Source organism: Xenorhabdus sp. XBWT (assembly GCF_059072735.1).
The window spans coordinates 2,334,642-2,361,636 of sequence record NZ_CM180990.1; the positions used below are offsets into that span (position 1 = coordinate 2,334,642).

Genomic DNA, 26,995 nt, shown 5'->3' on the forward strand with positions numbered 1-26,995 from the left:
AATACAAGTAGATAGAAAAAATTAAAAGCAATATTGGACTCCAAAATTTATATTATAGTTTCGGTTTTCAATTCCTGATGAACCATCATCAGAATAGTTAGTTTTATCTGTTTTATTGTTATGCATCACTGTGTTACCTTTACCTTCACGATATTTATTCCAGACAAAGGCTGTATATACCTTAATTTCAGGTGTTACATAATAACCTGCATCTATTGCAACACCATAATAACGAACACTATCCGATTGTTCATAGAAAGTCAGACTACGGAGATAATGTTCATTGTGATCTTTCGCTTTCACCCATGGGCTAAATTTCAGTAAAACATTAAATTCCAAATCCTGATAGCGATACTGTCCCCTTAATCCGATGTACGGTAGGCTATATTTTTGTTGATAGCCAATACCTGCTGTAGAAGAAAAACTTCCTTTATCCTCTCCCCCATCATAACTATAGTAACCATCATAATCCGTCCAGCTGAAACGAGTTTCTTGATAACCCAGAAGTGCGCCCAACTTGTAATCAGGCTGTTTAATTAACCAGGTTATAGCATTTAAATCAAACTCATTAGCGTAATTAAGGGGAGTATTTGGACTGACTGATTTGTCGATCCATTCGCTCTGAGATTGTTTTTTCGAATCATTCAAATTGTAATTGTAATCGTCTGACTTACTATTACGAGATGTTAATTTAACCCAACCATTGGCATTTAACGTTAACCAGTAAAAAGTATCCCAAGAAATACTACCCTTAGCAATTAAGGCGTTACCAATTTTCCAGTCAAGCTCACTCATTTTATGCCCAGTTTCGACATCATAAACATATTCTTTCGACTTTCCTCTCAACCAACCAAGACCAATATCAAAAAACACGTTGCCAGAATTCAAATTGAGCTTTGGTTCTGAAGACGATTCTGCTGCTGTTCCAAAAGATAGTGCTGTCAATGTAAAAGCCATTAATACTTTTCCCATGATATCAATCCTCTAATAAAAATTTTATCTCACCATTTAGATTTTATTTATCTTTATAGCGAACCATCATCTTATTATTCGAATAGATAATATAAGAATTCACCATGACTTTTTGAAGTTATTCTTTTTGAAAAATAACAACTTTATAGTATGTGTTAATATTTCCTCACATATATGGATTTTACTTTTTAATCACCTCCTGAAATATAAATAAATTAAAAATCATTCAGAAAAAAATAATGTTTTATTAACCAGATACAAATAAGAATATGATTTTATCAAGGTAATTTACTGTTAAATATATTAATGTGAATTTCTTCTATTAAATAAATAGGATTTCATAATAGTCATTACACTAAAATTATAAGCATCCCTTACTCCTAGTACCATGAGGAGTAAGGAAGTGATCTACAATTCTGGTATATTATTGATAGGAAAGGAGAGGCATTTAGCCCCTCCTGTCGTTTCTTATACTTAGCTTATGACAAATCTGGAATTAGGTAACAAAAGCGGCTGTTCAACCTTAACAGGTTGAAGACTTTGCAGCGGATTCCCCTGAACACTACCAGAATCAGGAAATGAAGCCATTGCTCCAATCAGATTTGCCGGGTTCAGACCTTCCGTCTCTGAAACAGTAGTGACTGCATGAGGCTCAATGGTTGGTTGCCTACTGGCCCAGGGTAAATCCATCAGTACGCTATTAGTGTTCCCCTGTTTGCTAATGCTCTCGACTAGGCGTTCCACGTTGATCACCGGAGAACCCTCCTCCAGATTGATATGCAGATGCTGATGGGCCTTGGCCTGACTACCAAATACCTGACGCACCACCAATGCCGTTCCGTTGCCAGAGTCGGTCAACATCAGATCATCGTCGTGCCGGCTCACCAGAATGCTCTCCGGATTGGTTATCGGTAAAATCAGACGATCCAAAGCCCGATTCTGATCGTTATTATCGATAATCACCGTACGATAGTGACCCCACATCTCTTTACTGAGTTGATAAGTGTCGTGATTGGCCCCACCATACAGTACCAGACTATCAACACCGTCAATGATCGGTAGCGTCAGATTGTCATTGCCCCTACCTCCTTGAAGCAACAACGACGAACCAATTCTCTTCGCTCCTTTGAGTTTATTGAGTATTTGAAACTTGCCGCCATTGAGACTGTACAGCGTTTGAGTCGTCTGATTATGCACATACGCCGTCTTACTTTTTGCATTGACGCCTAAAAAACTAAGATGATCCGAGACCGGAATATCATTGCCTGAAAATATCTGACCGCTACCAACATCAAACCAGCTTTGCATACTGCTACTCTGCAAGATCAATACCCCTTTGGCATCCCATTGCTCGGCAAGTTTAGTGAGCGTCTGTGACCGTTCGGTCACATTTTTCTGCAACCATTCTTTACTAACACCAACTAACTGCGGCCTGCCATTATTAGGTTGCAACAAGATCTCGCCCTTGACTGTGATCAGGCGCATACCGATATCAACCTGCTTTACCTCCTTGAAAGACAACTCAGGCATTAACTCACTGGCAACAGGAAGTTGTACTGAAGCGTCAAGCATATGATCAGAGCCAAAGGCGGCAGCCAACGCATCTGCGGTCATAGCTGGTTGATAATATAACTTACCACTTTCAGGCTCGAAAAGCCGCGCGGAGGTGCCACCCGCTTCGAACCCCAGAAATTGTAGCGATTTACCCTGCAATGCCGCTGAAACCACTACCACCTGTCCGTTGTGGTACCACACTGACAGTAGGCTCTTGCCGTCGGTGCCCTTGACCCCGAACACCGCCAAGGTGGTTCTGTTGTCAGTGACGCTGGCCAGATCCTGCCACCAGTGAGTACGTCCCTTGAGCCAATGTTCGTTGACCGCTTCGTAGCTAAGTTGCCCCAGCGCATCGAGCCGGGCCACACGCCCATCCTCGGTAACAGCCAGCAGATTGTCGTTCAGGTTGACCACGTTGGCCAACACTGGAGTATTGATACGCAATGCTATGGAATGGTTGGCGTCAAGAACAGCATGTCCTGAACCTTCCTGACGGAACAGAGCCTTCTGCTTCTTACTGTAGAAGAAGAACACTTCCGCGCCAGCAGAGCGGGGAATACTGCCCACCAATACGAGGTCGACCGGGATGTGTTTCTGTTCGGACGCTTCAACATGCAAGATCTTATTCTCCGGTGGAGCCAAATTCGGCTTGATCAGCGTGTCATCACTGGTACGTATCCAGTAGCGGTGCACCACGCCAGCCGCATCCATACCGAACACCGTGACCAGATCCGCAATGGTCGGCTGGATCAGTCGGGCGCCCAATATATATCTCGAAGTCTCACGTCGGGTACTATTGCTCTTGTAGTTTTGAAGTCTGGTCTTGAACTCACCACGATGCGGATCGGTGTTTGCCAGAAACTGGAGAAGCGTATCATCACCCACCGAACTGACCAACTCCATTCGGTCACTGAGGATCCGATATTCCAGTTTAGCTTCCCCCGCCTTCATCTGATAATGGTGCGTCAGGTAGATAGCATTCCCCTCTTGCCACAGCCGACTGATCTTACCCACATTATGATTGAACCATGGCATAAACTGCGCATCGACCTGTCCGGTAGCGATGTCTACCCGCCACGCCGCCGCATTATCGGTATCGTAGAAATAGGCATGATCGTCCATCACCGCACCCAGTTGAGCGTGTTTGGCCTGTTCGTGGGTAGTGTCGGTGAATATCATCCGCTCTTTAGCCACATCGTAGAAAGCCCGACCAACATCACGCCCATTATGGCTGTAGTTCTCCACTACCACATACTGTCCGTGCAACTGATGTGCCTTGGCCAGATCTTTCAGGTGCTGCTCGATTTGCTGGCCGGGCACTTGCCACTTGCTCGAATCTACGCTAACCACCTGAGTTGTCAGGCCAGAGAAGTCGACCTCGCTCACTTCACCATGGTGGTTGACCACCAGCACCTGCTTGTTCTGGGTGGGGTCCAGTTCAACCACCACACCACCGACAACCAGTCGGTTCTTTAAGACGCGGATGGTATCGCTGGTGAGCAAACTGCTATCAATGATCCAGCGCGACGGTGCCTTGCCGACCGGATTGTGGAGGATGTTGCTCGTGAGCTTCACGCTGGCGCCTTCGTTCAGCCCGATCAGGTACTCACCACCAGCACCTTTGATCTCGTAATGCAGGTAGCCATACAGTTCCTTGGGCAGATCAGGCACTATCAGTTTCCTGCTTCTCTGGTCGAGTATCACTTCAATCGGTGTTGCAACATACTCCTGATAAATTCTACGGATCGTAACCTCGCCCGGAAAAATGTAAAAATCATAGTCGAAGCGCTTATCCTTTTCGAGCTTGCGAATCACATCGAAACCGGCATCATGGCGTGTCACTGCGCCCGGTAACTGCATATATTCATAGTTAATGAAAGACTTGGGTGTACCCGGCAAGATCAGCACATTGCTGTCACTGTGCTCGAGATCACGGGAAGCCTTCTTATGTCCGATCCCGCTGCGTACCTCGATTGCTTGACTGCGATCGTGCACCATCCTTGGGAAATCGCCGACCCAGAAGAAATAATTGATTTCCCCTGAGCCTGTAGAACCAGAATGGGTACGATAGATGTACTGACTGTCGAAACTCACCTGTTTATTACGCAGATCCAAAGTCTTGATCACAGCTCCGGCGAGGGGCACCAACACGTCTTGCTTGCTATCATACCGATAACCATCACCCTCGTAGGCCTTATCGAGCATATCGAAATAATGCCCCACTGCCTTGGCATCCTCGGCGACCGCACCAAAAGCTTGAGCCAGTGCTGTGAAGCCCACTGCCAGTCCGCCGAAGAGTACCCCAGAACCACCGAGGACTGCCGCAGTTGTCGAGGCACCGACCATTCCGGCACCTGCCCCGGCAGCATCAGTAACAAAGCTGGCCGAATCAAACGCCAGTTGAGTCCCGAATACCGCTTTCTGTGTGTCAGTTTCTGCATGGGCGAGTTCATAGGCGTCTAACCCAATAGAGGCTACACCAAAAAGCAAGCCTATACCCTCGTTGGTGGCATGGGCCAGCGCTGAAGAAAACTCTTTGAGTGAAGTTTCGGCACCCACTATTTCGCCGCGCAATGCTGTACTCACCAGCCTGGTAACATTGACTGCGTCGTTCACGCCACCGCGCATCATCTGAGCGTAGTTAAGGTAACTGTGGATCTTGAGTGCGGCGCTCAAATCTGGCGAAGAGATCCCATGTGCCGCATCGTTGCGGTTCTTGTCGGCAAACCATTGGATCAACGCCTGTAGAGCAAATCCAGCGTTCAGCCCATCAATCGGAGCTGCCTCACTAATACCACTATTGCGCTGTATCTGACCGCGTTTGAGGGTGAAATGCTGGCTCAGGGTATGTATATGTTTATCAATGAAGCGGCGGAATTTGACAAAGGTAACATCGTTGCTGCTCACCCAGCGAGTCTCATCAAGGTTATCGCGATTGATGAATTGGATGCGATAACGATCTTCACCCTGATCCTCGATATTACCAATCACCGGCATCCAGCACGAGTCAAGCTTATTTTCCTGAGCAAGCCTTATAATTGCTCCGTCAAATTTTGCTCCCCACTGCTCAGCCTCAAGGGTAACCAATGTGGTGCGTAACTGAGTATCCTCGGCAACCCTCTCTTGGGCGTTGATCATTTGCTTGACCTTCCGCCGTTGCTCTATAACAGTGGACAGTTCTACGGGGAGGGTCAAGTCAGCGACGTCCAAGCCATTACCCACTGATACTTTTGCCATCTTGACGGGATCGATCTGCACTAAGTTGAAGACAGGAACCGATTTGCTGCCAAATGAACCGTAATGAATGGCCAAATTGCGCTTCACCAGATGTTGATTCATGCCACGGGAGAAATTGGTCGCATCGTCGAATGCAAAAATCCCGACATTCGGATCATAGAAATAGTAACGACGTCCTTCAGCTCCGGCAGTAGATCCCACCATCATCGCATGATTCCGGGTATTGAGAGAGAACGTCGAGGTTCCAGTCGCGCCCTCCAGCAGGGAAACGACTTCGGACAAGGTAACTTGCCCTTTCACCGTTGACGCCTGTACGGCTTCAACATTGGAGTGCAGTGTTACCAGACTGTTTTTTAGCAGTGTGGAACTACCTGCCTGAGGGGAGGCTGCGGCAAGAAAGAGTTTTTCCACCAGGCTGTTGATACCCGCCTTGCCATTGCTGGCCAGCGCGACCGCCATGGCTCTGACCAAGGGATAGCAACGCCCGCCAGATACGTCTCCGACCAATGACAGATAAAAATCTTGTGGCGCCAAGAGATTGAAGCTGCTACCGGCACGCTTAAAATCCTCGCTGAATACCGCTGTCTGTTTCAGGACCTTGTCAATGTACTCGGACCGGCTAGCGTCAGTGATATGGCCGCTCAAGGCACCTCGCTGCCTGAGAGTAAGCTTGTTGTCAAAAAACAGGCTTTTCATTTCCAGAACTGACATTTTATCGTTAAAATCCGGGATGCTGATATCCTGAAAGTTGCGCAAGCCATCAACAAACTCGGTACTCGGTCCCCTTCTCTGGTAAGCTTCGGCAATAGCATAACGCTCACCCAGGCTACGGGTATGTTTCTGACCGCCACTCTGAATAGATATATCATTAATCTGCAATACGGCATCTATACCGCTCTTGGATTTGATTTGCTGCCATAACCAGCTTTGTTCGACGGAGGACATTTCACGCAAAACTGAATCGTATTGCTCCTTGTAGAACTCCAGCGTGATATTGAGCTGTTTTATCTGTTGATTAATCAGGGCAAGCTGAGAACTTTTTCTGGTGCTGTTTCGGATATTATACAGTTCGCTTCGTTTGTCCACCAATGGCTGAGTCTCTGCCGTGATCTTGGCTTGAACCTTGTCACGCAACTCAATCCACGCTGCAATCGCTGGATGATGAGAAGAAAACTCTCCCCCTTCGTATACACCATCAGAGATCCCTTCAACTGAAACTCCGAACTGGACAGCGACCTTTTTGAATTTTTGGTGAATCTGTTCACGGTAATCAGTAAATTGGGACTGACTATGCTCAGACACTTGACTGTCAGCGATCTGAATTGATATTGGCTCCCCGCCGCTGCGTAGCTTCGGCCAGAGCATATGACCGTCCTGCTGATACTCCTGACGCTGGAACACCAGTTTCCATTCATCATTGACGTATTGCATATAAGTCGCAGCAAGGCCTTCAGAGGTACCCACTACTTGGTAATCCTTGAAATCCACTGCCATGACAACGTTGTCATACAGCAACGAACTATTAACTCGACCATCGTGGTAGACCCGGTAAGTATTGTCATCAAGGTTGGTCACCACAATCGAACATCCCGACAATGACGCGGTGAACAGAAAACTCCCCGGAACCGCATGCTTAGGAATATCCACGTAAGCAGGCAACGCATTAGCCTGATTTTCACCGTTGTAACCGAGAAAATACGCTGGCACACTCTTCACGTCACTCTCAGAGAGATCACTCGTGCTTAGATCAGTGTATTCGACTTCGTATAAACCTGCCTTAATCTTCACCAATTGAGCACGCCCCTCTGCCGGAATTCGCCCCACCCTGGTTAATGTTTCTGCACTGATGGTGTTGGATTTAGCAAACGAAATTGGATCGATGGCAAACTGCTGGATATCGGCACTGCCCTGACGGGGTTCAGTTACACCCTCCATAGGCACAAGTCCCCCTTAAGCTCACGATCCCGTACCGCTTGTGCCAGCAATGCTGGGTTGGATATGTCGTATCCTCGCTTCTGCAAGATTCCCGTCAGGGTATTTTCAAGTGGAGTATATTTGGTAAAGGCTGTCGCAGGAAGTAACTCAGATTGGTGGTTATTATTGGTACTAGGCATGATCATCCTCCTTAAAAGATCCTATTATATAATCAATAAATGATAGTATTTACAATATGTTAAATAGGATCATGACAAGTTCCCCGACCCGTCTGGGCGAGAACTCAATCCTTCATCTGCAAAGTTCATAGCTGGGCTGCAAACCCACCTAAAGTGAATAGTTAGAAATAAGACGTACTAAATAAAAGGTAATGACCCATATTGAGATCAGAAAATTTAAGTCAAAAACTGCTCTCGTAAGGTGGAAGTCCCTCTTCAAATACAAACAATAATCATTATCAATTATTTTTTCAAATGATATTACAATTATAATCAATTGATTGATTTATAATAATAGTGTTTGTTATCGTTTGTTTTATTTTAGGTACCTAAATAAATTTTTGGAATATTGAAATAATAGAACAATTGAGGGAATCTCAGTCCGATTTTGCGATCACTTTCATCACAGGAAAACCGGAAATACAAAAAAATGAGTGTAGCACTATTATGAAATAGTCATTTATAGAAAAGAGTCAGCAAACAGATATAAAACCCGTCACTGACTCCATTGACATTTATCAAGCTGCTTTCTGTTGATCTCAACTTACAATCCTTTGAATAATATAATTTATTCAATTGGGCGCAAATCCACCCACAATAACTGACTATCCGCAACCAGTGGCTTAATCGTTCCCTCCCTCATCTCCGGCAACCACCATGCACCTTGACCAAAAGCAAGCTGAAAACTATTCGAACCCGTCATTTCCCAGCGACCTTTCAATACATAAAGCACGCCACTGTGGGCCGTCGGTAGTAAACGCTCATCAGAAACCACAGATATCTCAGAAACCCAACACGAACGACGAGTCATAATACTGAAACACTGAACAGAGCCATCCAGCAGTTCTGCATGGCCTTGGATATCACCTGAAAAATGGAATGGGATCATTTTCTTCGCCAGTTCATGTTCCAGGAACCCTGGACTGGTCAAACGCATTCCTTTTCCTTTCAATAATACGATAGAACGTTCAATATCAGAATATTGCGCCAATACCCCACTTTGATGAATCGTTGTAAAGCAAGCCCGCCAGGCAAAATCATCAGCAACCGGCCAACACACAATATCCCTTGTTTCACCTCTCCCTTCAGACCATTGCTCTTTTGGTAACGTTGCATAATCAAAACATTTCATTTTCATGCCACTCCTTCACCATTTTATATTCTGTTTACAACAACAAAAGATGACTATTATCTAATTGTTAACAGAAACATTCGCAAATAATTCTTTCTGCGACAATATCGAGATAGTTGAAATGTGATTAATTACCCGCATTCCCTTAAAATCATGTGGCATAAATTACCCAAATCTTTCATTGCCAAAGCCTGCTCTTCATTCCATGCAAACGAGGTATTCAAGCGGAAAGCGTGATCAAATTGAGAACTGGTAGAAAACATGCTGCCCGGCGCAATGCTAATATTTTTCGCCAACGCCAGCTGATATAACCGATTAGCATTGAAAGGCGGCTCAAATTCCAGCCAAAGGAAATAGCCTCCACGGGCACTGTTCACTTTCACAGATTGAGGGAAATACTCACGGATTGTGCGTAGCATCTGACTTTGTCGCTGCTCCAATTGGCGTCGCAAGCGCCGCAGGTGATTGTCATACCCCCCCTGAGCCAGATAATCCGCAATTGCCAACTGTGTTGGCGTACTGGCAGACACCGTACTCATCATCTGTAATTGCTGAATTTTCTGCGCATGTTTTCCCGCTGCTACCCAACCGACCCGATACCCCGGCGCAAGGCATTTTGAAAATGATGAGCAATGCATGAAATTATTTGCTGTATCCCATGATTTTATCGGCGCAGGAGGCTCTTGTTCGAAATACAATTCACCATATACATCATCCTCAATCAAAGCGATTTGGTTCTGATTCAGAATCTCCACCAACCGTTGTTTATTTTCAGAAGACATTGTGCAACACAGTGGATTTTGATAACGCGACATCAGCCAACACGCTTTGATCGGGTATTTTTGTACAATCTCTTCTAATGTATCCAAATCAATGCCTGTCTGCGGATCAGTCTTAATAGCGATCGTTTTCAAACGTAACCGTTCTATCGCCTGTAATGCACCATAAAAAGCCGGCGATTCAATCACCACCCAATCCCCCGGCGAAGTGACGGATTGCAGGCTGAAACTTAATGATTCCATAGCGCCCGCAGTAATGACGATTTCATCCGGCGAAATATGGATACCGTGGGAAGCATAGCGACGGGATATATTCCGCCGTAATTTTTCATTACCAGGCGGAAGATTTGCCAGCGAACTGTGTGGAACAAAACGACGGGCGACTGAAGCCAGTGTTTTTGACAATTTAGGGTCTAATAACAAAGAAGGATCGGGAAATGCCGAACCGAAAGGAATAATTTTCGGATCTTTACATGCCTGTAAAACATCAAAAATTGAAGCACTAATCTCTACACTCTCGCTTAAATTCAGCCCTCTTCCTCCTTTTGCCGCCGCAAAAGGTTTTAAGCGAGTGGCAACATAATACCCTGATTGAGGACGTGCTACGATCCATCCCTGACTTTCCAGTAGTTGATAAGCTTGCAGCACCGTCATCAGACTCAAACCTGACGATTTAACCGACTCTCTCAATGATGGCAACCTGTCACCAACTTGCCATATATCGTCTTCTATCTGTTGGCGGATCACTCCCGCTAATTGTTCATAACGCGTCATAAGCCTGGCCTTTGCTTAAATTGTTATAGTTATCTTTCAATTAAAAATAAACTATTATACTCTGTCTTCTCAGAAACAAAAAACACTCTATACCCATTGGATTTCAAGATGCAGCGCGACGGCAAGGGAATGACAAATTCGTCGGGAACGAATTTGCCCAGCCAAAGGCTGGCCTCCGGTGAAAGGCAGGAGCCTTTCATTAATCCCCTGGAGCATAGATAACTATGTGACCGGGGTGAGTGAGCGCAGCCAACAAAGCTGCAACTTAAAAGACGACAGGTATAAAATGACTCAACTCAAAAAACTTATTATTGTGTGTATACTTTGGTTTTTATCCGTACCCCGTGTTACAGCAAGTTGCAGCAATAAATATCTACCGGAATAGTATCTTACTGTTCATTAAGGAATTTTTTAATACGGTTAAGAATGCCTTTATCATTGGTATAAACTAATTCTATATGATGATTAGAATCCCTATTCATTAATTTTCTTGCATGTCTAAGTTCTGAATGAGCAATCGGAGATCTATAGTCAAGGGAACCAATATCTTTATAATCACTGTCTTGCCAATTTTGATGAAAATTTCTTTCATCTATATTAGATTTTTCTTTATATTTCTTAAACCGATTATCATTTTCCATATAAAATACTAATCCTTTAATCGGTGAATTTGCATCACCAGCTTGTGCTTCAACCCAATCAATCGCCAGTTTTGATATTTTACGCCAATATGATTTTATAAAAGTTCTTGTAATTAATTCTCCATGATACTTCTTTTCATAACTTTCAAAGCAATCATAATCAGGCCCAAGGTGGCCAATCTCATGCCTGATATTTAAAAGATTTGAAATACCTTCCCCATCACTTTTTAGATAACTTGCAAAAGCATTATGAGTATAATTTTTATCTTTGATTGTATTAACTAAACTTGAGTGTGTTAGTGAAGAATCGCTATATAATTTCCCCGATTTTATCATTTCTTCTTCATTTAATTTTTTCTTTACATAGTGAAAAGGAACATTTTTGGTCAAAAATCCGGCCTTATAATTACTATATGACTTTGCTTTTCCAAATTTATTTTTATTATCATTTCTTCTTGTAAAGGTATCATGAAGAGATATTTCACCTAACTTCCTATTTAAAAAATCACCCCAGCTATTCAGTAAGTAATGAACAGTATCTGGATCGATTAAATCCATAAGTATTTTTTCTTGTTCTGGTGTAATAGAATAACTATCTTTTCCTTTTTCATGATTAAAACACCACATTAAAGCATAGAAGTTTTTTTGAGATTTTAATCGATTAGAGGAATATAAATCATTAAGCGTTTTATTTTTGTTTTTTATAAAATGGCTTATGGCATTTAAAAAATCATCTGAAGATAATTCTAATCCTAATGAAGAACTCAGAATATCTATAGTTATATAGATATTACCATCTCTAAATTTTTTTTGATTATATAGTTTTTCTAAATAACATTCTCGAGGACTATCAAGTCCAAAAACCACCATAACGTTTTTATTCATGGTATTACCTCAAACTAAATTTGATTTATTTAACAAATGATTAATCCATTCAATACATTAATATGAGGCCAAACTGTTATATATTATAAATTAAAAATTGTAACTATTATACCTACCTCTCTTATGTTTTACTTGTCTGACCTTCTAACTTCGTTTACCCATATCTCCAATAGATTTCAATAAGAGGTCACTATGTTCGGGTTAAATGCCCTTGAACTCGCAAGGATACAATTTGCATTCACGGTTTCTTTTCATATTATCTTTCCTGCTATTACGATAGGTTTAGCCAGCTTTCTGGCAGTGTTGGAAGGTTTGTGGCTTAAAACACGTAATACCGATTACAAAATGTTATACCACTTCTGGTCAAAAATTTTCGCAGTTAATTTCGGTATGGGCGTTGTTTCTGGTTTAGTGATGGCCTATCAATTCGGTACCAACTGGAGCTTCTTTTCTGATTTTGCTGGTTCTATCACAGGTCCCTTACTGGTTTATGAGGTGCTGACAGCATTTTTCCTTGAAGCAGGATTTCTCGGTGTCATGCTGTTTGGCTGGCACCGGGTTGGAGAAAAACTACACTTTTTTGCTACCTGCATGGTGGCACTCGGGACTATTATCTCTACATTCTGGATATTAGCCTCCAATAGCTGGATGCAGACACCACAAGGTTATGAGATTGTCGGTAATCAGGTTGTCCCTGTTGATTGGCTGGCGGTCATTTTCAATCCTTCCTTTCCTTATCGTCTTTTGCATATGGGAACTGCTGCATTCCTTGCCTCAGCATTTTTTATCGCGGCTTCGGCAGCCTGGCACCTGCTGAAAGGTAATGATTCATCAGCCATGCGAAAAATGTTGTCAATGGCGATGTGGATGATCCTGATTATTGCTCCGTTACAAGCTCTGATTGGCGATATGCACGGGTTAAATACGTTGAAATATCAACCCGCTAAAGTTGCCGCAATGGAAGGACATTGGGAGAATCATCCCGGAGAACCCACTCCTTTAATTTTATTTGGTATGCCTAATCAAGAAACCGAAGAAACACGTTATGCCGTTAAAATCCCCTATCTTGCCAGCCTGATCCTGACACACAGTCTGGATCAGCAAATTCCGGCACTAAAAGAGTTTGCGGTGGAAGATCGCCCAAATGCCTTTATGGTGTTCTGGTCATTTCGTGTCATGGTCGGATTGGGGATTTTGATGATTGTAGCCGGTATTTGGGGACTGTGGCTGCGCCATAAAAAGCGCCTTTATGAGAACCGACTTTTTCTGCGCTTTATATTCCTGATGGCACCTTCCGGCCTTATCGCTATTCTGGCCGGATGGTTTACAACGGAAATCGGCCGCCAGCCATGGGTCGTTTATGGCCTTATGCGTACCAAAGAGGCGGTTTCAGCACATGGAGAGGTCCACATGAGCATCAGCCTGCTTATTTTCTTCATCGTCTATGGTGCCGTTTTCGGTGTTGGTTACGCCTATATGATGAAACTTATCCGCAAAGGTCTCTCTCAATCCCCTGATAAGGAGTCAGTAAATGGGTATTGATCTTCCTCTTATTTGGTTCCTGATCATCATATTCAGTACCATGATGTATATCGTAATGGATGGTTTTGATCTTGGGATTGGTATTTTGTATCCGGCGATTAAAGGGCAATCTGATCGTGATTTGATGATGAATTCTGTGGCTCCCGTCTGGGATGGAAATGAAACCTGGTTAGTGTTGGGAGGCGCCGGATTATTTGGCGCATTTCCTCTGGCTTATGCCGTCATTTTGGATGCGCTGACAATTCCACTCACCATTATGCTTCTGGGGCTGATATTCCGTGGTGTCGCTTTTGAGTTTCGCTTCAAGTCATCGCCAAAACACCAACATTTTTGGGATAAAGCTTTCATTGGTGGATCAATCCTTGCCACATTTATGCAGGGTGTTGTTGTTGGCGCTGTTATTGAAGGGTTTCCAGTCGAAAATCGTGTTTATATTGGTGGCTATTTTGATTGGTTGGCGCCTTTCCCTCTTTTTTGTGGATTAGGTCTTATCATTGCTTATGCTTTATTAGGTTGCGGCTGGCTGGTGATGAAAACCGAAGGTCATCTGCAACAACAGATGTATCGTGTGCTGCGCCCACTGACGTTATTGATGCTTGCGATCATTGCCGTTATCAGCATTTGGACACCTTTCGCTAACTCAACAATCGCTGCACGCTGGTTCAGTCTGCCAAATCTGTTTTTCTTCATGCCCGTGCCATTATTGATATTGTGGTCAGGCTGGCAGCTATTAAAAGCTACCCGACACTCAAGCCATTACCTCCCGTTTTTAACTGCACTATTACTGATTTTCATGGGTTTCAGTGGATTGGGTATCAGTATCTGGCCGAACATTATCCCTCCTTTCATTAGCTATGAAGAGGCCGCCTCTCCGCCTCAATCTCTCGGCTTTATGCTGGTTGGCGCTCTGTTCATCATCCCGATTATTCTGACTTATACCTTTTGGAGTTATTATGTCTTCCGAGGAAAAATCAACCATGAACAAGGTTACCACTGAAACAAACCCGCAACGCTCTACGCTATGGAAACGCTTGGGTTGGATGGTAATGATATGGTTTTGCAGTGTACTTGCATTATATGCTGTTTCCACGTTATTTCGTGTCTTAATGACAACGGCAGGAATGAAAATCAGATGAGAATTAACCTTTTTTAACTAATTGAGCTAAGGTTTTGATCAGGGCAACAAGAGGATCGTTTAACTGATGAAAACCTTTTTTAGCAATCCAGTAGCAGCAATAGGTTTATTGTGTGGTACGGCGATCGCTATCAATTTGTTTGTGCTCCTTTTTCTGGGATTCAACACCCCACTCACATTGATTGAAAAACTGTGGGCGATATTTAACGTCTTGAGTATTATCTATTTATTTGTCTTACTCCATAAGTCAAACTTTATTTCGTTTCGCATCACACTATTTTCCACCAAAGAACAGAAAAAAATAATAATCTTAAAACAGGAAAAGCAGTATTTACGTTTTCTCATATCTGTTCATACCCAACTCAGCCTTAACACTTCATTATCTGATAATTTTTACACGGTATTTTATGCACTCAATCAACTAGTTGCTTTTAATGAAGTCAGAATCATACTTTATCACCCACAAAGGAAATACCATTTTGAATATCCGGATAATACTTTAGATACTTATCTTCCACGGCTGCTGAAATGGGATTTATATGATAAACAAACTTTCCACGGAATGATTCAAATTATCATCCATCAGGATCAAGTTCTGTCTGTTTATGAACGGAATCTTATTCAGTCTGTTGTTAGCGCACTTGCAAAACATTTATCACTCAAAAATACAGTACGCCAGCAGATTCAGCAACGCATCAGTGATGATAGAAAATCCATTTCCAGAGATCTGCATGATACCGTTGCACAATCATTCCTTTTCCTGAAGATTCAGATCAATAGCCTGCACTTCCGCACCGATAAATTCTCACGGCAGGGATTAATCTCCTTAAGAATGATTAAGGAAGAATTGGATATCGCGGGTCAGCAATTCAGAGAGATGCTGTCTTCACTGCGAACAGAAAAAAACCATCAGGATTTGCATGAATCATTGAAGGCTTTGATCAGAGAATTTAATCATCGGTTAGGATTCAATATTGAATTTCATTATCGGATAACCCATCAAATTATCCCCACTGGTCATGCACGACATCTGGTACAGATTATTCGGGAAGCCTTGAATAACTGTTATAAACATGCCTCCGCAAGCTGGATCAGTATTCGTATTTATCCTGTCGGGAAAAAGATTATCACCGTGATTAGCGATAATGGCTGTGGTATGCCTCAAGCATTAACAGAACAAGAGCAATTTGGGCTGGCAATTATGCGGGAACGAGTATTTCTGATATCGGGACAAATTAAGATTAAAAAACATAAAAAAAGCGGAACCGAAATTGAGATTCAGTTCCCACTTTAATTAATAGTGTTAATTTTTACTGAAACATTCTTTAACTTTTCATTGATAATATATTGAATAATAATCACAAAAAGCCAAACATTCTCCCTTCTCAGTACTTCTTGCAATTACCTGCCAAATGATACCCTGCTTTTCTGGCTTCGGCTTCAGTGCGAAAATAAACAACATTCTTATCTGCCACTGTTTTATAACCAGAGCAGTGTTCAAAATGATAAATCTGGCTATTTTTATTTCCTTTTATGGTTTCACCGTGCACCGTTTTTGATGCAATTTTTTTACTTGGTGCCGAATTGTTCTCAGCATGCAGATTATTCAGCTTTGACGTACTATTTTGAGCCACCAAACCCTGACCTGAATTTTTGTGTCCCAATTCCCATTTCTTACTACCAGTCACAAATGGGTTATGGTGCCCCATAAACCGGGCAATTCGGTTATCCCTCTTACGCTCCCAGGCATCCACAGGATACTGACGATCCCATGCCATCATCAATTGTTGCTGCTGACGTGACATCGTAAGGTTATAACGATCATGCATATAAAAGTTGACTCTGGCTACCATACCTTTCACTCTGTCGCGTGGCTCAAACAAGCGTGATTTAAAATCCACCTTACTGCTACATGCCCCATACATATTAGGCGTGTTTCTGGCAACCATTCCATAACTGAAATTACTGCGATCACCATTAACTTCACCAATGGATGGCGCTAAATTATGCATATCCGATTCGATCACGCGGAACCCCGGATCTGTATCAACACAGTTTTTCCGTCCGCCGTTTTGCCAACATTGGCGTTGATGACCGAATACCCATGCCGGAACTATATGTTCCCATTCAATGCGCTCTGCTCTTGTTTGCTGTGACCTTACATGATAGCCACAAGAAGCCAGATCAACACGCCCGCCGCTTTTACCAACCCATTGCCAATCACAACCACAATACAATGTACCTGAACCTGATTTCGTTTGATCACCATAGACATTCTTTCTTGATTCAACTTTGGCTTGCTCGAAGTTGGCTGGAGCACTCCACGCATTGAAAGATACGGCTAATCCGAAAACCAAAAGATAACGTGCCCAAAGGCTAATTTTACTATTCAAAATAATACCTATTTACTTATTGTACATAACATCCGTCTATTATCCTGCCTGACAATACCCTGAAATGACAAATACTATTCTTCATTTTTTCTCAATAATGATGATGAAACCCATTTATTATTTGAATTAATTAATATTAATATGGATTAACGCACAAAATAGTCGCTTTTATTGGTTTGTTAAGCAACAAAATATCATGTTTATTAAACTATTGAACTATGTTTATTTGGGTAACATTAAATTGGTTTTTTTAATATTCATTTGAATTTGTTGGAATAAATGACCATTAGCGCTAAAATTGAACAACTTGAGCAAGAATTGCTAGCAGTTGTAAGGAAATATTCAGGGAATGAAGAAGTGACCGTCATGACCACTAACAGTTCAGAAAATAATTTACAGATTCAGGTTATTATTGCTGGTAAAAACCGGTTAGATATTATTCTGAATTCGTTTTCTGATTAAGCAAAATTTCTCTGTTATTACAAAATAACCAACTATTATCCATTACCCATTTTTGGGTAATGGATAATTATTAAACATAATCAAAATTTAATCTTTAATATCAAAATATTACCATCAATAGCGATTGGAGAAGTAAATAATTTTATCTGCTTTTTCTTTTTCATTACAAAATAAATTAAATGCTTTTCAATTTTCTTATCTGAATAGCATTCGTTAGAGATAAAATATTTTAGTTAAATTCCTTTCCCATTATATAGAATAAAACAATTATTAGTTAATGATTTTTTTAAAGAGGAATGTCGATTTATTTTTTAATAATCACCCACTAAAAAATGAGTAAATTTATTCTCTATATTCATTTCCCCAGCCACATAGTTCACTATATGACTGGAGATTAATTCACTTTTTGTCACTCTATAACTCGAAATCCACTGAGTATTAAAACAAAATTAATTACCGAACAATTAATACTGAAGTATTGGCATATCCCACAATACCTGACGCATTTGAACCCAATAGATGCGTTGTAATATCCGGCCGACGTGATCCAACAATAATTAGATCAGCACCAATTTCACGGGCAGTAGACAGCACTTTATCTCGCGGAGAACCAAAGGCAACAGAGAACGATATCCTATCTTTAGGTAAATCGACTTTTTCTACGACTTTTTTAAGTTCTTCTTCAGAATTTGCAATTGCTTTTTTAGCAAAAGAACTCAATAAATCATAATGATAACTATAACTCACAGAAAATCTTGATATATCTGGCACTGAGTGAAACAGGTGAATCTTTGCATTAGATATTTTTGCCAAGTATTCTGCATGTTTAATTGCATTATCAGTTAATTGATCTTCTGCAATATCAATCGGAACTAAAATCGTGTTATACATATACATTCCCCTGTAATCGGATATAACTGTAGTTATTGAACCCAACCAATAAAGCCGCCACTAAAAATCTATATAACCATTAATCCACTATTCCTGATGACAATTATTACCGAACTACTAATACAGACGTTTTTGCGTATCTGACAACCCCAGAGGAGTTAGAACCCAGTAAGTGTGTAGTGATATTAGGCCGTCTTGAACCAAGGACGATTAAATCAGCATCAATTTCACTTGCCGTAGCAGTGATTTCATCTCTTGGTGAGCCAAATGCAATCGAATAAGAAATACGATCAATCGGTAAGTCAATGGAATCCACCAGCACTTTCAAGTCTTTCTCCGCCTTGATAGTCGCCTTGTCTTTAATTTCCATATAGCCTAATGCATAAGCATTGATAATCGCTGACGAAATAGGCAATACATGTAAAAAATGTAATTTAGCCCCTGTCTCTCTGGCGATTTTAAGCGCGCAGCCAACAGCCTTGTTAGTTAGATCTTCTTCTGAAATATCTACTGGTACTAAAATAGTTTTGTACATATGCACGCTCCTATTACCTGAAATACCGAGTTATCCTGATTTCTTTAGTATATTGAAATTCAGGCAACTTACTGTGAGTTATTTAACACCTAAACATGTTAGCTCCTATGTCCTTCATTTTTCAAGTTACCGATTTATTGACCACAGGCTTAAATCAACGTCCTTGCCACAACCTTGCAACCAATAGGTATGTTAAACTTCATAGCGAAGGGTTCATTTTACAAACTCATAAATAGCCCTGCTATCGTTGCACTCATAAGGTTGGATAAAGTTGCTGCCAATAATGCCCTGAAGCCAAGTCGTGCAATGTCTGACGTTCTTTCAGGAACAACAGTGATGAATGCTCCTACCACAACAGCGATGGAGCCAAAATTGGCAAAACCACAAAGGGCAAATGAGATAACAGCAATGGTTTTGCTATCCAAACTCACAGCAGAATAGTTTAAATAGGGAGAAAAATTCACATAAGCGACAAATTCATTGATTGCCAGTTTTTGCCCAATCAAGCTTCCGGCCAAATCAGCGTGCTCCCACTCCACCCCCATGATATAAGCCAAAGGTGAAAAAAGATAACCGAACAGGCTTTCCAAACTAATCCCTTTAAAACCAAATATACTGCCAACGCCACCAATCAGACTGTTGATTAAGGCAATCAACGCAACAAAAGTCATGACTACGGTTGCTACACCAACAGCGATTTTCAGCCCTAACATAGCACCGTTCGCGGTTGCTTCAATAATGCTGGCAGGGCGTTTTTCGCTAAATGAGATTTGACCAAATTGAACTTGTGAAGCCTCCGTCGCAGGGCTAAGCAAACGAGCAAATAAAATACCTCCTGGGATTGCCATCAATGATGCTGCTAAAAGATATTCTATCGGCACTCCCAAACCTGCATACCCAACCAGCATAGACCCCGCAATGGAGGCCATTCCGCTGCACATGACAGTAAAAAGCTCATTACGATTCATTTGATTGATAAAAGGTTTTAGAACCGCAGGAAGCTCATTTTGCCCTAAAAATATGGTTGTTACCGCGGCAAAGGACTCGACTTTGCTAATTTTCATTGATTTCTGAAACAAATATCCCAAGATATTAATGATCCATTTCATAATTCCAAGATAATAAAGCATCGATATTAAAGAGGTAATGAAAATAATGGCCGGCAACACTTGAAATGCAAAAATAAATCCAGCACCATCAAATAACTCATTCATCTTCGTACTAACCAAACCACCGAAAATAAATGAACTTCCTGCTGAGCTATAAGAAATTATACTATTAACTCCACTGGCGATATTATTAATCAGCCATTTTCCCGCAGGAATATACAGCATAATTGCGCCAAGGCTTACCTGAAGCAATAACGCCGCACCTATAGTCCGTAAACTGATTCTTTTTTTGTTGACAGAGAATAGATACCCAATCAAAAGCAGTATTACTACACCTAGTAAGCTGCGTAAAATATCCATAATCATATTCCTGTTATTTTTTATCCAGCCAAAAAATGTCAAGGATTACCTTAGTTTTCTTTCTGGCTGGCATTTATTCTATACCCGTTTACTCCAATTATGTCGCTTGGTTAAATAAGCCATGTTATCACCACGCCACAATTTGAAATTCATTGGGTGTTTTATCATTTTGGATAAAAATAGATTGGATAAAGCTTATTTATTTTTATTTATTCCTTGATAAGCAATGGCGATTTGTGCCGCCAATTTTGCATTATTGAAAACCAGTTCAATATTCGCCTGTAAACTTTCACCTCCCGTCAATTCTGCAACCCTTGCCAACAGAAATGGCGTACTTTCTTTACCATAAATCCCCTGTTCCTCAGCCTCGCCAATTGCCCGTTCAATGGCATCATTGATTTGAGATTCCGACATGGCAAATGGTTCAGGAATGGGATTGGCGATAACAAGACCTCCTTTTAATCCCGAATGCCATTTTACTTCCATGGCTTGGGCTATTTGTTGAGGTTCGTCAAGTCTTATACTCACCGGGAATTGGCTGGAACGACAGAAAAATGCAGGTAGTTTTTCTGTCTGATAACCCACAAGAGGTACGCCATGAGTTTCCAGATATTCTATTGTCAATCCCAAATCAAGAATGGATTTAGCCCCAGCACACACAACCGCAACGTTGGTCATAGCTAATTCTTGTAAATCGGCTGAGATATCAAAAGTCTGTTCAGCACCACGATGAACGCCACCAATACCTCCCGTCGCAAAGACAGAGATACCAGCCATTTCTGCAATAATCATAGTTGAGGCAACTGTCGTTGCGCCATGTTTTCCTGCTGCAACAACAAAAGGTAAATCACGGCGACTAACCTTTGTCACCAGATGCCTTTCTTTAGCCAGTAGCTCAATTTCACCATGAGATAACCCAACTTTCATTCGCCCTTCAATGATGGCAATAGTCGCTGGTACCGCACCATTATCCCGAATACATTGTTCAACTTCCAAAGCCATTTCCCTATTTTGCGGATAAGGCATCCCGTGGGAAATAATAGTCGATTCCAACGCAACAACAGGACGATTATCTGCCAGTGCATCTACTACTTCTGGGGAAATATCCAAATATTCATTTAACACAATATTTTTATTCATCATTTCAATTCCAACAGTTGTTTCACTCTACTACAGGATAAATTCGGATAATTAGTAAATTCTGAGGATAAAGTGAGCGCAGAGCAGCCTTGTGCAAAACGAATACTCTCTGCCCATGTCATGCCTTCCAACCAGCAATGAGCAAGACCCGCCATCATTGCATCACCGGCTCCACTGGCATTAACCACATTGACGGGAATAGCGGGCGAACATCCCACATAACCACCTATCTCACTGTAATACACCCCATCTGTGCCCATACTTAAGGCCAGCCTTTGCACACCTTGTTGATGGAACCAAGATGCTGTATCAGATGCATCTGATAATGTTGTGATTTTTATTCCGCTGAGTATTTCAGCTTCAAGACGATTGGGTTTCAGGGTATGAATATGAGATAACCAATGGCGAATTTTAGTTGCTTTAAATGTTGATACTGTATCTACAAAGACCGGAATATTTCCTGCATGGCTGAATAACCACTCTAATGCATCTTCCGTCAAATTACAGTCAACAATCAATACACCTGCATTCTGAATTAGCATTTTAGATTGATACAATAAAGCAGGAGTGAGTTTTTCTAATATACCCATATCATTAACCGCTACCCGCATTTCACCTCTTTCATCAATTAATGAATTGTAAGTAGATGTATTTTCATCAGGAATCTTATGAAGATAATCTGTATAAACACCTGCTAATTTCGTTTGTTCCAATAACGTTCTTCCATAAAAATCATCACCAATAACAGAAATCAAATAGCTTTCATTCCCTAATAAAGCGATATTATGTGCTATATTTCTAGCTACTCCTCCCGCAGTAGATTTATTCTTTCCTGGATTAGAATCTCCATAAATTACTTCAGAAAACACATAGCTGACAACATCCATATTAGCAGCACCTACTGTGACAGCATATCTATTTTCTGAAAGAATATAGCCTTTTCCCTTTATATACCCCTTCTTACTCATATTCATAATATGTCCTGCGACACATGAACGGCTAATTCCAAGAATATCGGCCATTTCCTGCTGCTGAATGAAAGGATCTCGCCGGATAAGCTGCAATATCTGTTTTTCTCGATTTGCCATGTCATGTCCTTACTGATGTTTTGAACATGAGAGATTTTTATTTCATCAACATCCGACAGTAAAGTTAATTTATATTGTTTATTGTCATAGTGAGAAAGAGATCGTAAGCCACATGAAAAAATCTTCACAAGTCAATATTGTGATAAATATAACCATTTATATATTAAAAGTTTGCAATATGTCAGAGTTTTATATGCTTTAACTGAAGTCGTAATATCTTTATGTGAGAATAATCACAATAAAAACAACAAGATTTGTAAAATAAAAAAACAAACCAACATTTGTTTGTTTTTATCAAAATGTTTACTTTATGAACAAACAGCAATTTGCTTGTTACATCAAAAAGTGATTTATTTCACAATTCAAACTTGGCAGGGAAATTGGCGGAAAATGTTACTGTTTTGACTCAAACGACATCGAAAATACCATCATTTTACTTAAATTAACCCGTAGATACCCAATGACTTTCAAGAAGTCTGCACGAAAAGTAAAGAAATGCTCTGCAATTTTGGAACGCTATTTAATAAAAAAGGTGCTGATATTCCAGCACCCAATATGACTAACAAAATAAACAATATCCGAAATCCGATTTATTCTTTTTTATCCAGAGGAAAAGGTACTGGATGTTTCGTGTTGTAGTTAAACGTATACATAGCCGTGATTATCATCATCACAACCAGCGTCCATACCACCTCTTTCGCCCCTGTACCCAGAACAGCCCAGATACAATATATAAAGGCAATGAAAATGATGGCAGTATATCGTCCCTTTTCTTGCCCAAGGTGGCCATGCCCGATGAGCAACAAGGCTGCACAGGTATACAAATAAGGTATCAAGGTAAAAATAACCGAAACCGAAGAAACTAACCCAAACTCCTTGGCTGCATTTGGAGACATACTGCTGAGTTGGAAAATTGTCATCAGGACACCAAGGATCAATAGGCCAGCAACCGGCGTTCCCGCTTTATTCACTTTGGCAAAAATCGCAGGAAACAGCCCATCATCTGCGGCAGCTTTAGCTGTCTGCCCGGCCAATAATGTCCAGCCACCAAGTGAGCCTAAACATCCGGCCGCGGCACAAAAGGCGACTATCGCACCGGCAGTATCTCCCAGAGCCAATCTGGCCGCATCGCCAAAAGGAGATGATGAGATTTTCAACGCTGCGTTAGGGATCATCCCCATAATCACGCTACTGGACAGGACGTAACAGACAGCAGCGATAAGCACACCGCCGATAGTGGCAATCGGTACATTGCGTTTAGGATCCTTAACCACTCCGGCAGCAACCGAAGCACTTTCAACACCGATAAAAGACCATAATGTGACGTTCAGAATACTTTGGATTGCACCAAAGGTGTTCAATCCACTTACATTCCAAGCATCCATGTATGTTTTGCCATTAAACCAGAACCATCCTAATACCGCTGTCGCTACAATTGGGATCAAGGCCAATGTGGTCGCCACAGCCTGAACGCGAGTAATAACATGTGGCCCAATAATGTTCAAAAAAACAAATATCCACAGTATTGCTATACATGTGATGGTCAGGACAATCGGATCTTTTAGGATTGGGAAAAAATAACTAAGATAACCAACCCCGATCACGACCATCGCGATATTACCGATCCAGCACGCCAGCCAATACAGTACGTTGGTCTGGTACCCCAAAAAAGGCCCGAAGGCCCGTCGTGCATAGGCATAAGAACCACCCGGACTATCATCCAGTGAAGATATCTTGGCATACACTATCGATAGCCCGACAGCACCAATGATAGTTACCAGCCAGCCGAGAATGGCAATACCTCCTGTTGCAGCCAAACTGGCGGGCAGCAAAAAAACTCCTGATCCCATGATGTTACCCGCAACCATCAGTGTAACGGGGATCAATCCGACTTTTTTCGCCTCTGAAACTGTAGCCATAATTTATCTTCCCGTTCTCACTTTTTTACACACAAAACGTGATAAATACCGTTGATGATCTCCGTCCCTTCCGTTTCATGTTCAAAACCAGGGAATTCGTGATCCCATTTCTGTAATGCGTGTAAATAGCCAGTCTGTGGACAGGTTTTATCGCCAAATTTTTCCCCTGACATTAGCATTGGAATTCCGGGTGGGTATGGAATGATGGAGTTTGCTGCGATGCGATGAGTCAGATCATCAATTGCCACCATTTCCACCTTATCAGCCACAATTGCCTGATAAGCCGCTCGTGGTGTCATCACCATTTCAGGCAAGCTGGCATAAGCCCGATTCAGTTTTTCGCCCGGGTTATTCTGCCGCAAATAATCGAACATCTTGTCGCCTAAATCTTTCAAGCCTAATTGATTGTAAATATCAGGATACTGTTCCACTAAATTCGGCAATATCTTACTCAAAGGTGTATTCGCATCATAATTGTGTTTAAAAGAAAGCAAGGTGTTGAGTAATGTTCCCCACTTTCCTTTGGTAATACCCATTGAAAACAGGAACATGATTTGGAAATCGGTTGTACGGGTAGGTACGATTCCGTGCTGGCCCAGCCATGCCGTTACTAATGCGGCCGGTACGCCCTGTTTCAGCAATTTGCCATTCTTGCCCATGCCCGGAGCCAAGATGCTGACTTTAATCGGATCGAGCATGCTCCAGTTATCAGGCAAGTCTTCAAATCCATGCCAGCTGTCCCCTGGGTGCATTACCCAGCAACTTTGCTCTTTCGCCAGTAAATCCTTGGAAGCATCTTCAAAAGCAACTTTCTTGCCAGTAGCCGGATCGATCACTTGCTCCTGATTCCACGGTTTAAAGAACCATCCTCCTTCTTCGCTGAATTCCCTGTTCAAACGTGCCAATGCCTGACGAAAATCTATCGCTTCTTCAATAACTTCCTGCGTCAGAGAATAACCACTATTACCCTCCATCATTGAAACTGCGATATCGTTTGAGGCACAAATCGCATAGAGGGGAGATGTTGTTGTATGCATCATGTAGGCTTGATTGAATCTTGCAAAATCAACAGGATTACGTCCATCACGAATATGGATGAAAGAGGCTTGCGATAACGCATTCAGTAATTTGTGAGATGAATGAGTGGCAAAAATTGTCGGCCCAGAATGGTCTTTAGGCTCTCCACGCATTGCGTAATGATCATGATAAATCGGGTTAAAACGTGCATAACCATACCATGCTTCATCAAAATGTATCCGATCAACACTTTTATCCAGCAATTCCTGAACTTGTTTGGCGTTATAACAGACACCATCGTAAGTACAGTTTGTCACTACACTATAAACAGGTTTGTGATTAGCTACCTCCTGAGTCAGTGGGTTCTGCTTCAACTTTTTCTGTAGTGTTTTTGTCTGCATTTCTTGCGGATAAATAGGGCCGATAATGCCATATCGGTTACGGCTTGGCAGCATATAGACAGGCTTTGCCCCTGTCAGGATTAACCCTTGTTCAATGGATTTATGGCAATTGCGGTCAATGACGACAACATCATCTTCGGTCATGCAAGCCTGCATAATCGTACGGTTAGAACCCGACGTTCCGACTACTACCGAATAAGAATGATCAGCACCAAATACTCTGGCTGCATACCTTTCACTTTCACCAAATGCACCGGAATGGTCTAACAGCGATCCCAATGAGGCGCGCTCAATACCCATATCGGTGCGGAAGAGATTTTCCCCATAATAATCATGATAAAAACGCCCAGCCGGTGTTTTATTAAACCCCACCCCACCCTGATGCCCGGGGGCAGCCCAAGAGTATTCATAGGTTCGGCTGTATTTCATCAAGGCAGACATTAAAGGAGGTAATAATTGTTGGCGATAACGTTTCATGGCTGCAATGGCACGACCGGCAATAAAATCGGCTGAATCTTCCAATATCCATGCAAACTCAGTCAACTGTTCCAGTAAATCATGATTCAGCAGAAACACCGTTTTTTCTCTATCGCTTAATAAGAAAACCGGGACATTTTCCTGACGCTCAAATAACTTATTCAATAATCGCTGTATACTCAGATATAAATCATCATCCATAAGTGCGCAACTGACCATGACGCAATCAAATGGCTCATTGGCTGAAATTATCGTATAGCTATCATCCAGTGAATCCGCAATAACAACATCAACATCTTTCTCAGTTAATTTATCTGCCAACCTTTGAACCGCATTTTCGATAATGTGACTGTGGTATCGTGTACCTATTTCATTTTTTGCTATCAATACTTTCATGAC

The 26,995-nt window shown here is 41.8% G+C and carries 20 protein-coding genes; 5 read left to right on the forward strand and 15 right to left on the reverse strand.

The window, feature by feature from the left end:
- Positions 1-21: 21 nt before the first annotated feature.
- The 7 genes from AC5JQI_RS10425 to AC5JQI_RS10455 all read right to left on the reverse strand — a co-directional run bounded on the left by AC5JQI_RS10425 (position 22) and on the right by AC5JQI_RS10455 (position 12,127).
- Entirely contained in the window at positions 22-972 is a 951-nt protein-coding gene (locus AC5JQI_RS10425) for an omptin family outer membrane protease (protein ID WP_493912104.1), read from the reverse strand.
- Positions 973-1,446: 474 nt separating this feature from the next.
- Entirely contained in the window at positions 1,447-7,698 is a 6,252-nt protein-coding gene (locus AC5JQI_RS10430) for a TcdA/TcdB pore-forming domain-containing protein (protein WP_493912105.1), read from the reverse strand.
- Entirely contained in the window at positions 7,686-7,877 is a 192-nt protein-coding gene (locus AC5JQI_RS10435) for a hypothetical protein (RefSeq protein WP_493912106.1), read from the reverse strand. Before AC5JQI_RS10435 ends, AC5JQI_RS10430 begins: the two co-directional genes overlap by 13 nt.
- A gap of 607 nt (positions 7,878-8,484) precedes the next feature.
- Positions 8,485-9,054, reverse strand: a complete 570-nt coding sequence (locus tag AC5JQI_RS10440; RefSeq protein ID WP_493912107.1) for a HutD/Ves family protein — start codon at positions 9,052-9,054, stop codon at positions 8,485-8,487.
- Positions 9,055-9,179: 125 nt separating this feature from the next.
- Positions 9,180-10,601 carry an aminotransferase-like domain-containing protein gene (locus tag AC5JQI_RS10445; protein ID WP_493912108.1) on the reverse strand — a complete coding sequence of 474 codons (1,422 nt, stop codon included), beginning with the start codon at positions 10,599-10,601 and terminating at the stop codon, positions 9,180-9,182.
- Positions 10,602-10,688: 87 nt separating this feature from the next.
- Positions 10,689-10,817: a hypothetical protein gene (locus AC5JQI_RS10450; RefSeq protein WP_272903029.1), complete on the reverse strand. Its 129-nt coding sequence runs from the start codon at positions 10,815-10,817 to the stop codon at positions 10,689-10,691.
- A gap of 173 nt (positions 10,818-10,990) precedes the next feature.
- A complete protein-coding gene (locus AC5JQI_RS10455) occupies positions 10,991-12,127 on the reverse strand; it encodes a hypothetical protein (RefSeq protein WP_493912109.1) in 1,137 nt (378 codons plus the stop codon).
- Positions 12,128-12,319: 192 nt separating this feature from the next.
- Here AC5JQI_RS10455 and AC5JQI_RS10460 point away from each other — a divergent pair, with 192 nt between their 5' ends.
- The 4 genes from AC5JQI_RS10460 to AC5JQI_RS10475 all read left to right on the forward strand — a co-directional run bounded on the left by AC5JQI_RS10460 (position 12,320) and on the right by AC5JQI_RS10475 (position 16,098).
- Positions 12,320-13,669 carry a cytochrome ubiquinol oxidase subunit I gene (locus AC5JQI_RS10460; protein WP_493912110.1) on the forward strand — a complete coding sequence of 450 codons (1,350 nt, stop codon included), beginning with the start codon at positions 12,320-12,322 and terminating at the stop codon, positions 13,667-13,669.
- Positions 13,659-14,666, forward strand: a complete 1,008-nt coding sequence (cydB, locus tag AC5JQI_RS10465) for a cytochrome d ubiquinol oxidase subunit II (RefSeq protein ID WP_493912111.1) — start codon at positions 13,659-13,661, stop codon at positions 14,664-14,666. Before AC5JQI_RS10460 ends, cydB begins: the two co-directional genes overlap by 11 nt.
- Positions 14,647-14,805: a DUF2474 domain-containing protein gene (locus AC5JQI_RS10470; RefSeq protein ID WP_323855261.1), complete on the forward strand. Its 159-nt coding sequence runs from the start codon at positions 14,647-14,649 to the stop codon at positions 14,803-14,805. The genes cydB and AC5JQI_RS10470 overlap by 20 nt, the downstream gene beginning before the upstream one ends.
- 66 nt (positions 14,806-14,871) lie before the next feature.
- On the forward strand, positions 14,872-16,098 hold the full coding sequence (locus AC5JQI_RS10475) for an ATP-binding protein (RefSeq protein WP_493912112.1): 1,227 nt from the start codon (positions 14,872-14,874) through the stop codon (positions 16,096-16,098).
- 91 nt (positions 16,099-16,189) lie between these two features.
- Here the strand turns inward: AC5JQI_RS10475 and AC5JQI_RS10480 are convergent, their stop codons facing one another.
- Complete coding sequence (locus AC5JQI_RS10480) at positions 16,190-17,161, reverse strand: endonuclease (protein ID WP_493914658.1); 972 nt, start codon at positions 17,159-17,161, stop codon at positions 16,190-16,192.
- 315 nt (positions 17,162-17,476) lie between these two features.
- On the opposite strand from AC5JQI_RS10480, the gene AC5JQI_RS10485 reads away from it, so the two are divergent.
- The gene (locus AC5JQI_RS10485) at positions 17,477-17,659 is read left to right on the forward strand and encodes a hypothetical protein (protein ID WP_275359107.1); all 183 of its coding nucleotides are present in this window, start codon (positions 17,477-17,479) and stop codon (positions 17,657-17,659) included.
- 453 nt (positions 17,660-18,112) lie between these two features.
- On the opposite strand, the gene AC5JQI_RS10490 is transcribed toward AC5JQI_RS10485, so the two are convergent.
- The 7 genes from AC5JQI_RS10490 to adiA all read right to left on the reverse strand — a co-directional run bounded on the left by AC5JQI_RS10490 (position 18,113) and on the right by adiA (position 26,992).
- Entirely contained in the window at positions 18,113-18,550 is a 438-nt protein-coding gene (locus AC5JQI_RS10490) for a universal stress protein (protein ID WP_237387607.1), read from the reverse strand.
- A 106-nt stretch (positions 18,551-18,656) separates the two neighbouring features.
- Positions 18,657-19,085: a universal stress protein gene (locus AC5JQI_RS10495; protein WP_493912113.1), complete on the reverse strand. Its 429-nt coding sequence runs from the start codon at positions 19,083-19,085 to the stop codon at positions 18,657-18,659.
- A 218-nt stretch (positions 19,086-19,303) separates the two neighbouring features.
- Positions 19,304-20,554 carry a NupC/NupG family nucleoside CNT transporter gene (locus AC5JQI_RS10500; protein ID WP_493914659.1) on the reverse strand — a complete coding sequence of 417 codons (1,251 nt, stop codon included), beginning with the start codon at positions 20,552-20,554 and terminating at the stop codon, positions 19,304-19,306.
- A gap of 195 nt (positions 20,555-20,749) precedes the next feature.
- Positions 20,750-21,694: a pseudouridine-5'-phosphate glycosidase gene (locus AC5JQI_RS10505; protein ID WP_493914660.1), complete on the reverse strand. Its 945-nt coding sequence runs from the start codon at positions 21,692-21,694 to the stop codon at positions 20,750-20,752.
- Positions 21,694-22,782, reverse strand: a complete 1,089-nt coding sequence (locus tag AC5JQI_RS10510; RefSeq protein WP_493912114.1) for a PfkB family carbohydrate kinase — start codon at positions 22,780-22,782, stop codon at positions 21,694-21,696. The genes AC5JQI_RS10505 and AC5JQI_RS10510 overlap by 1 nt, the downstream gene beginning before the upstream one ends.
- Positions 22,783-23,372: 590 nt before the next feature.
- Positions 23,373-24,701 (reverse strand): arginine/agmatine antiporter, encoded by a 1,329-nt coding sequence (gene adiC, locus AC5JQI_RS10515; protein ID WP_493912115.1) that lies wholly within the window; start codon positions 24,699-24,701, stop codon positions 23,373-23,375.
- Between the two features lie 17 nt (positions 24,702-24,718).
- On the reverse strand, positions 24,719-26,992 hold the full coding sequence (gene adiA / locus AC5JQI_RS10520; RefSeq protein WP_493912116.1) for an arginine decarboxylase: 2,274 nt from the start codon (positions 26,990-26,992) through the stop codon (positions 24,719-24,721).
- Between the last annotated feature and the right edge of the window lie 3 nt (positions 26,993-26,995).

Bases quoted from the DNA above. Each gene is read 5' to 3' on its own strand.
- adiA (WP_493912116.1), bottom strand. From the start codon at position 26,992: ATGAAAGTATTGATAGCAAAAAATGAAATAGGTACACGATACCACAGT.
- AC5JQI_RS10430 (WP_493912105.1), bottom strand. From the start codon at position 7,698: ATGGAGGGTGTAACTGAACCCCGTCAGGGCAGTGCCGATATCCAGCAG.
- AC5JQI_RS10425 (WP_493912104.1), bottom strand. From the start codon at position 972: ATGGGAAAAGTATTAATGGCTTTTACATTGACAGCACTATCTTTTGGA.
- AC5JQI_RS10500 (WP_493914659.1), bottom strand. From the start codon at position 20,554: ATGGATATTTTACGCAGCTTACTAGGTGTAGTAATACTGCTTTTGATT.
- AC5JQI_RS10475 (WP_493912112.1), top strand. From the start codon at position 14,872: ATGAAAACCTTTTTTAGCAATCCAGTAGCAGCAATAGGTTTATTGTGT.
- AC5JQI_RS10435 (WP_493912106.1), bottom strand. From the start codon at position 7,877: ATGCCTAGTACCAATAATAACCACCAATCTGAGTTACTTCCTGCGACA.
- AC5JQI_RS10470 (WP_323855261.1), top strand. From the start codon at position 14,647: ATGAACAAGGTTACCACTGAAACAAACCCGCAACGCTCTACGCTATGG.
- cydB (WP_493912111.1), top strand. From the start codon at position 13,659: ATGGGTATTGATCTTCCTCTTATTTGGTTCCTGATCATCATATTCAGT.
- AC5JQI_RS10455 (WP_493912109.1), bottom strand. From the start codon at position 12,127: ATGAATAAAAACGTTATGGTGGTTTTTGGACTTGATAGTCCTCGAGAA.
- AC5JQI_RS10450 (WP_272903029.1), bottom strand. From the start codon at position 10,817: ATGCTCCAGGGGATTAATGAAAGGCTCCTGCCTTTCACCGGAGGCCAG.
- AC5JQI_RS10490 (WP_237387607.1), bottom strand. From the start codon at position 18,550: ATGTATAACACGATTTTAGTTCCGATTGATATTGCAGAAGATCAATTA.
- adiC (WP_493912115.1), bottom strand. From the start codon at position 24,701: ATGGCTACAGTTTCAGAGGCGAAAAAAGTCGGATTGATCCCCGTTACA.
- AC5JQI_RS10495 (WP_493912113.1), bottom strand. From the start codon at position 19,085: ATGTACAAAACTATTTTAGTACCAGTAGATATTTCAGAAGAAGATCTA.
- AC5JQI_RS10440 (WP_493912107.1), bottom strand. From the start codon at position 9,054: ATGAAAATGAAATGTTTTGATTATGCAACGTTACCAAAAGAGCAATGG.
- AC5JQI_RS10445 (WP_493912108.1), bottom strand. From the start codon at position 10,601: ATGACGCGTTATGAACAATTAGCGGGAGTGATCCGCCAACAGATAGAA.
- AC5JQI_RS10485 (WP_275359107.1), top strand. From the start codon at position 17,477: ATGACCATTAGCGCTAAAATTGAACAACTTGAGCAAGAATTGCTAGCA.
- AC5JQI_RS10510 (WP_493912114.1), bottom strand. From the start codon at position 22,782: ATGGCAAATCGAGAAAAACAGATATTGCAGCTTATCCGGCGAGATCCT.
- AC5JQI_RS10460 (WP_493912110.1), top strand. From the start codon at position 12,320: ATGTTCGGGTTAAATGCCCTTGAACTCGCAAGGATACAATTTGCATTC.
- AC5JQI_RS10505 (WP_493914660.1), bottom strand. From the start codon at position 21,694: ATGAATAAAAATATTGTGTTAAATGAATATTTGGATATTTCCCCAGAA.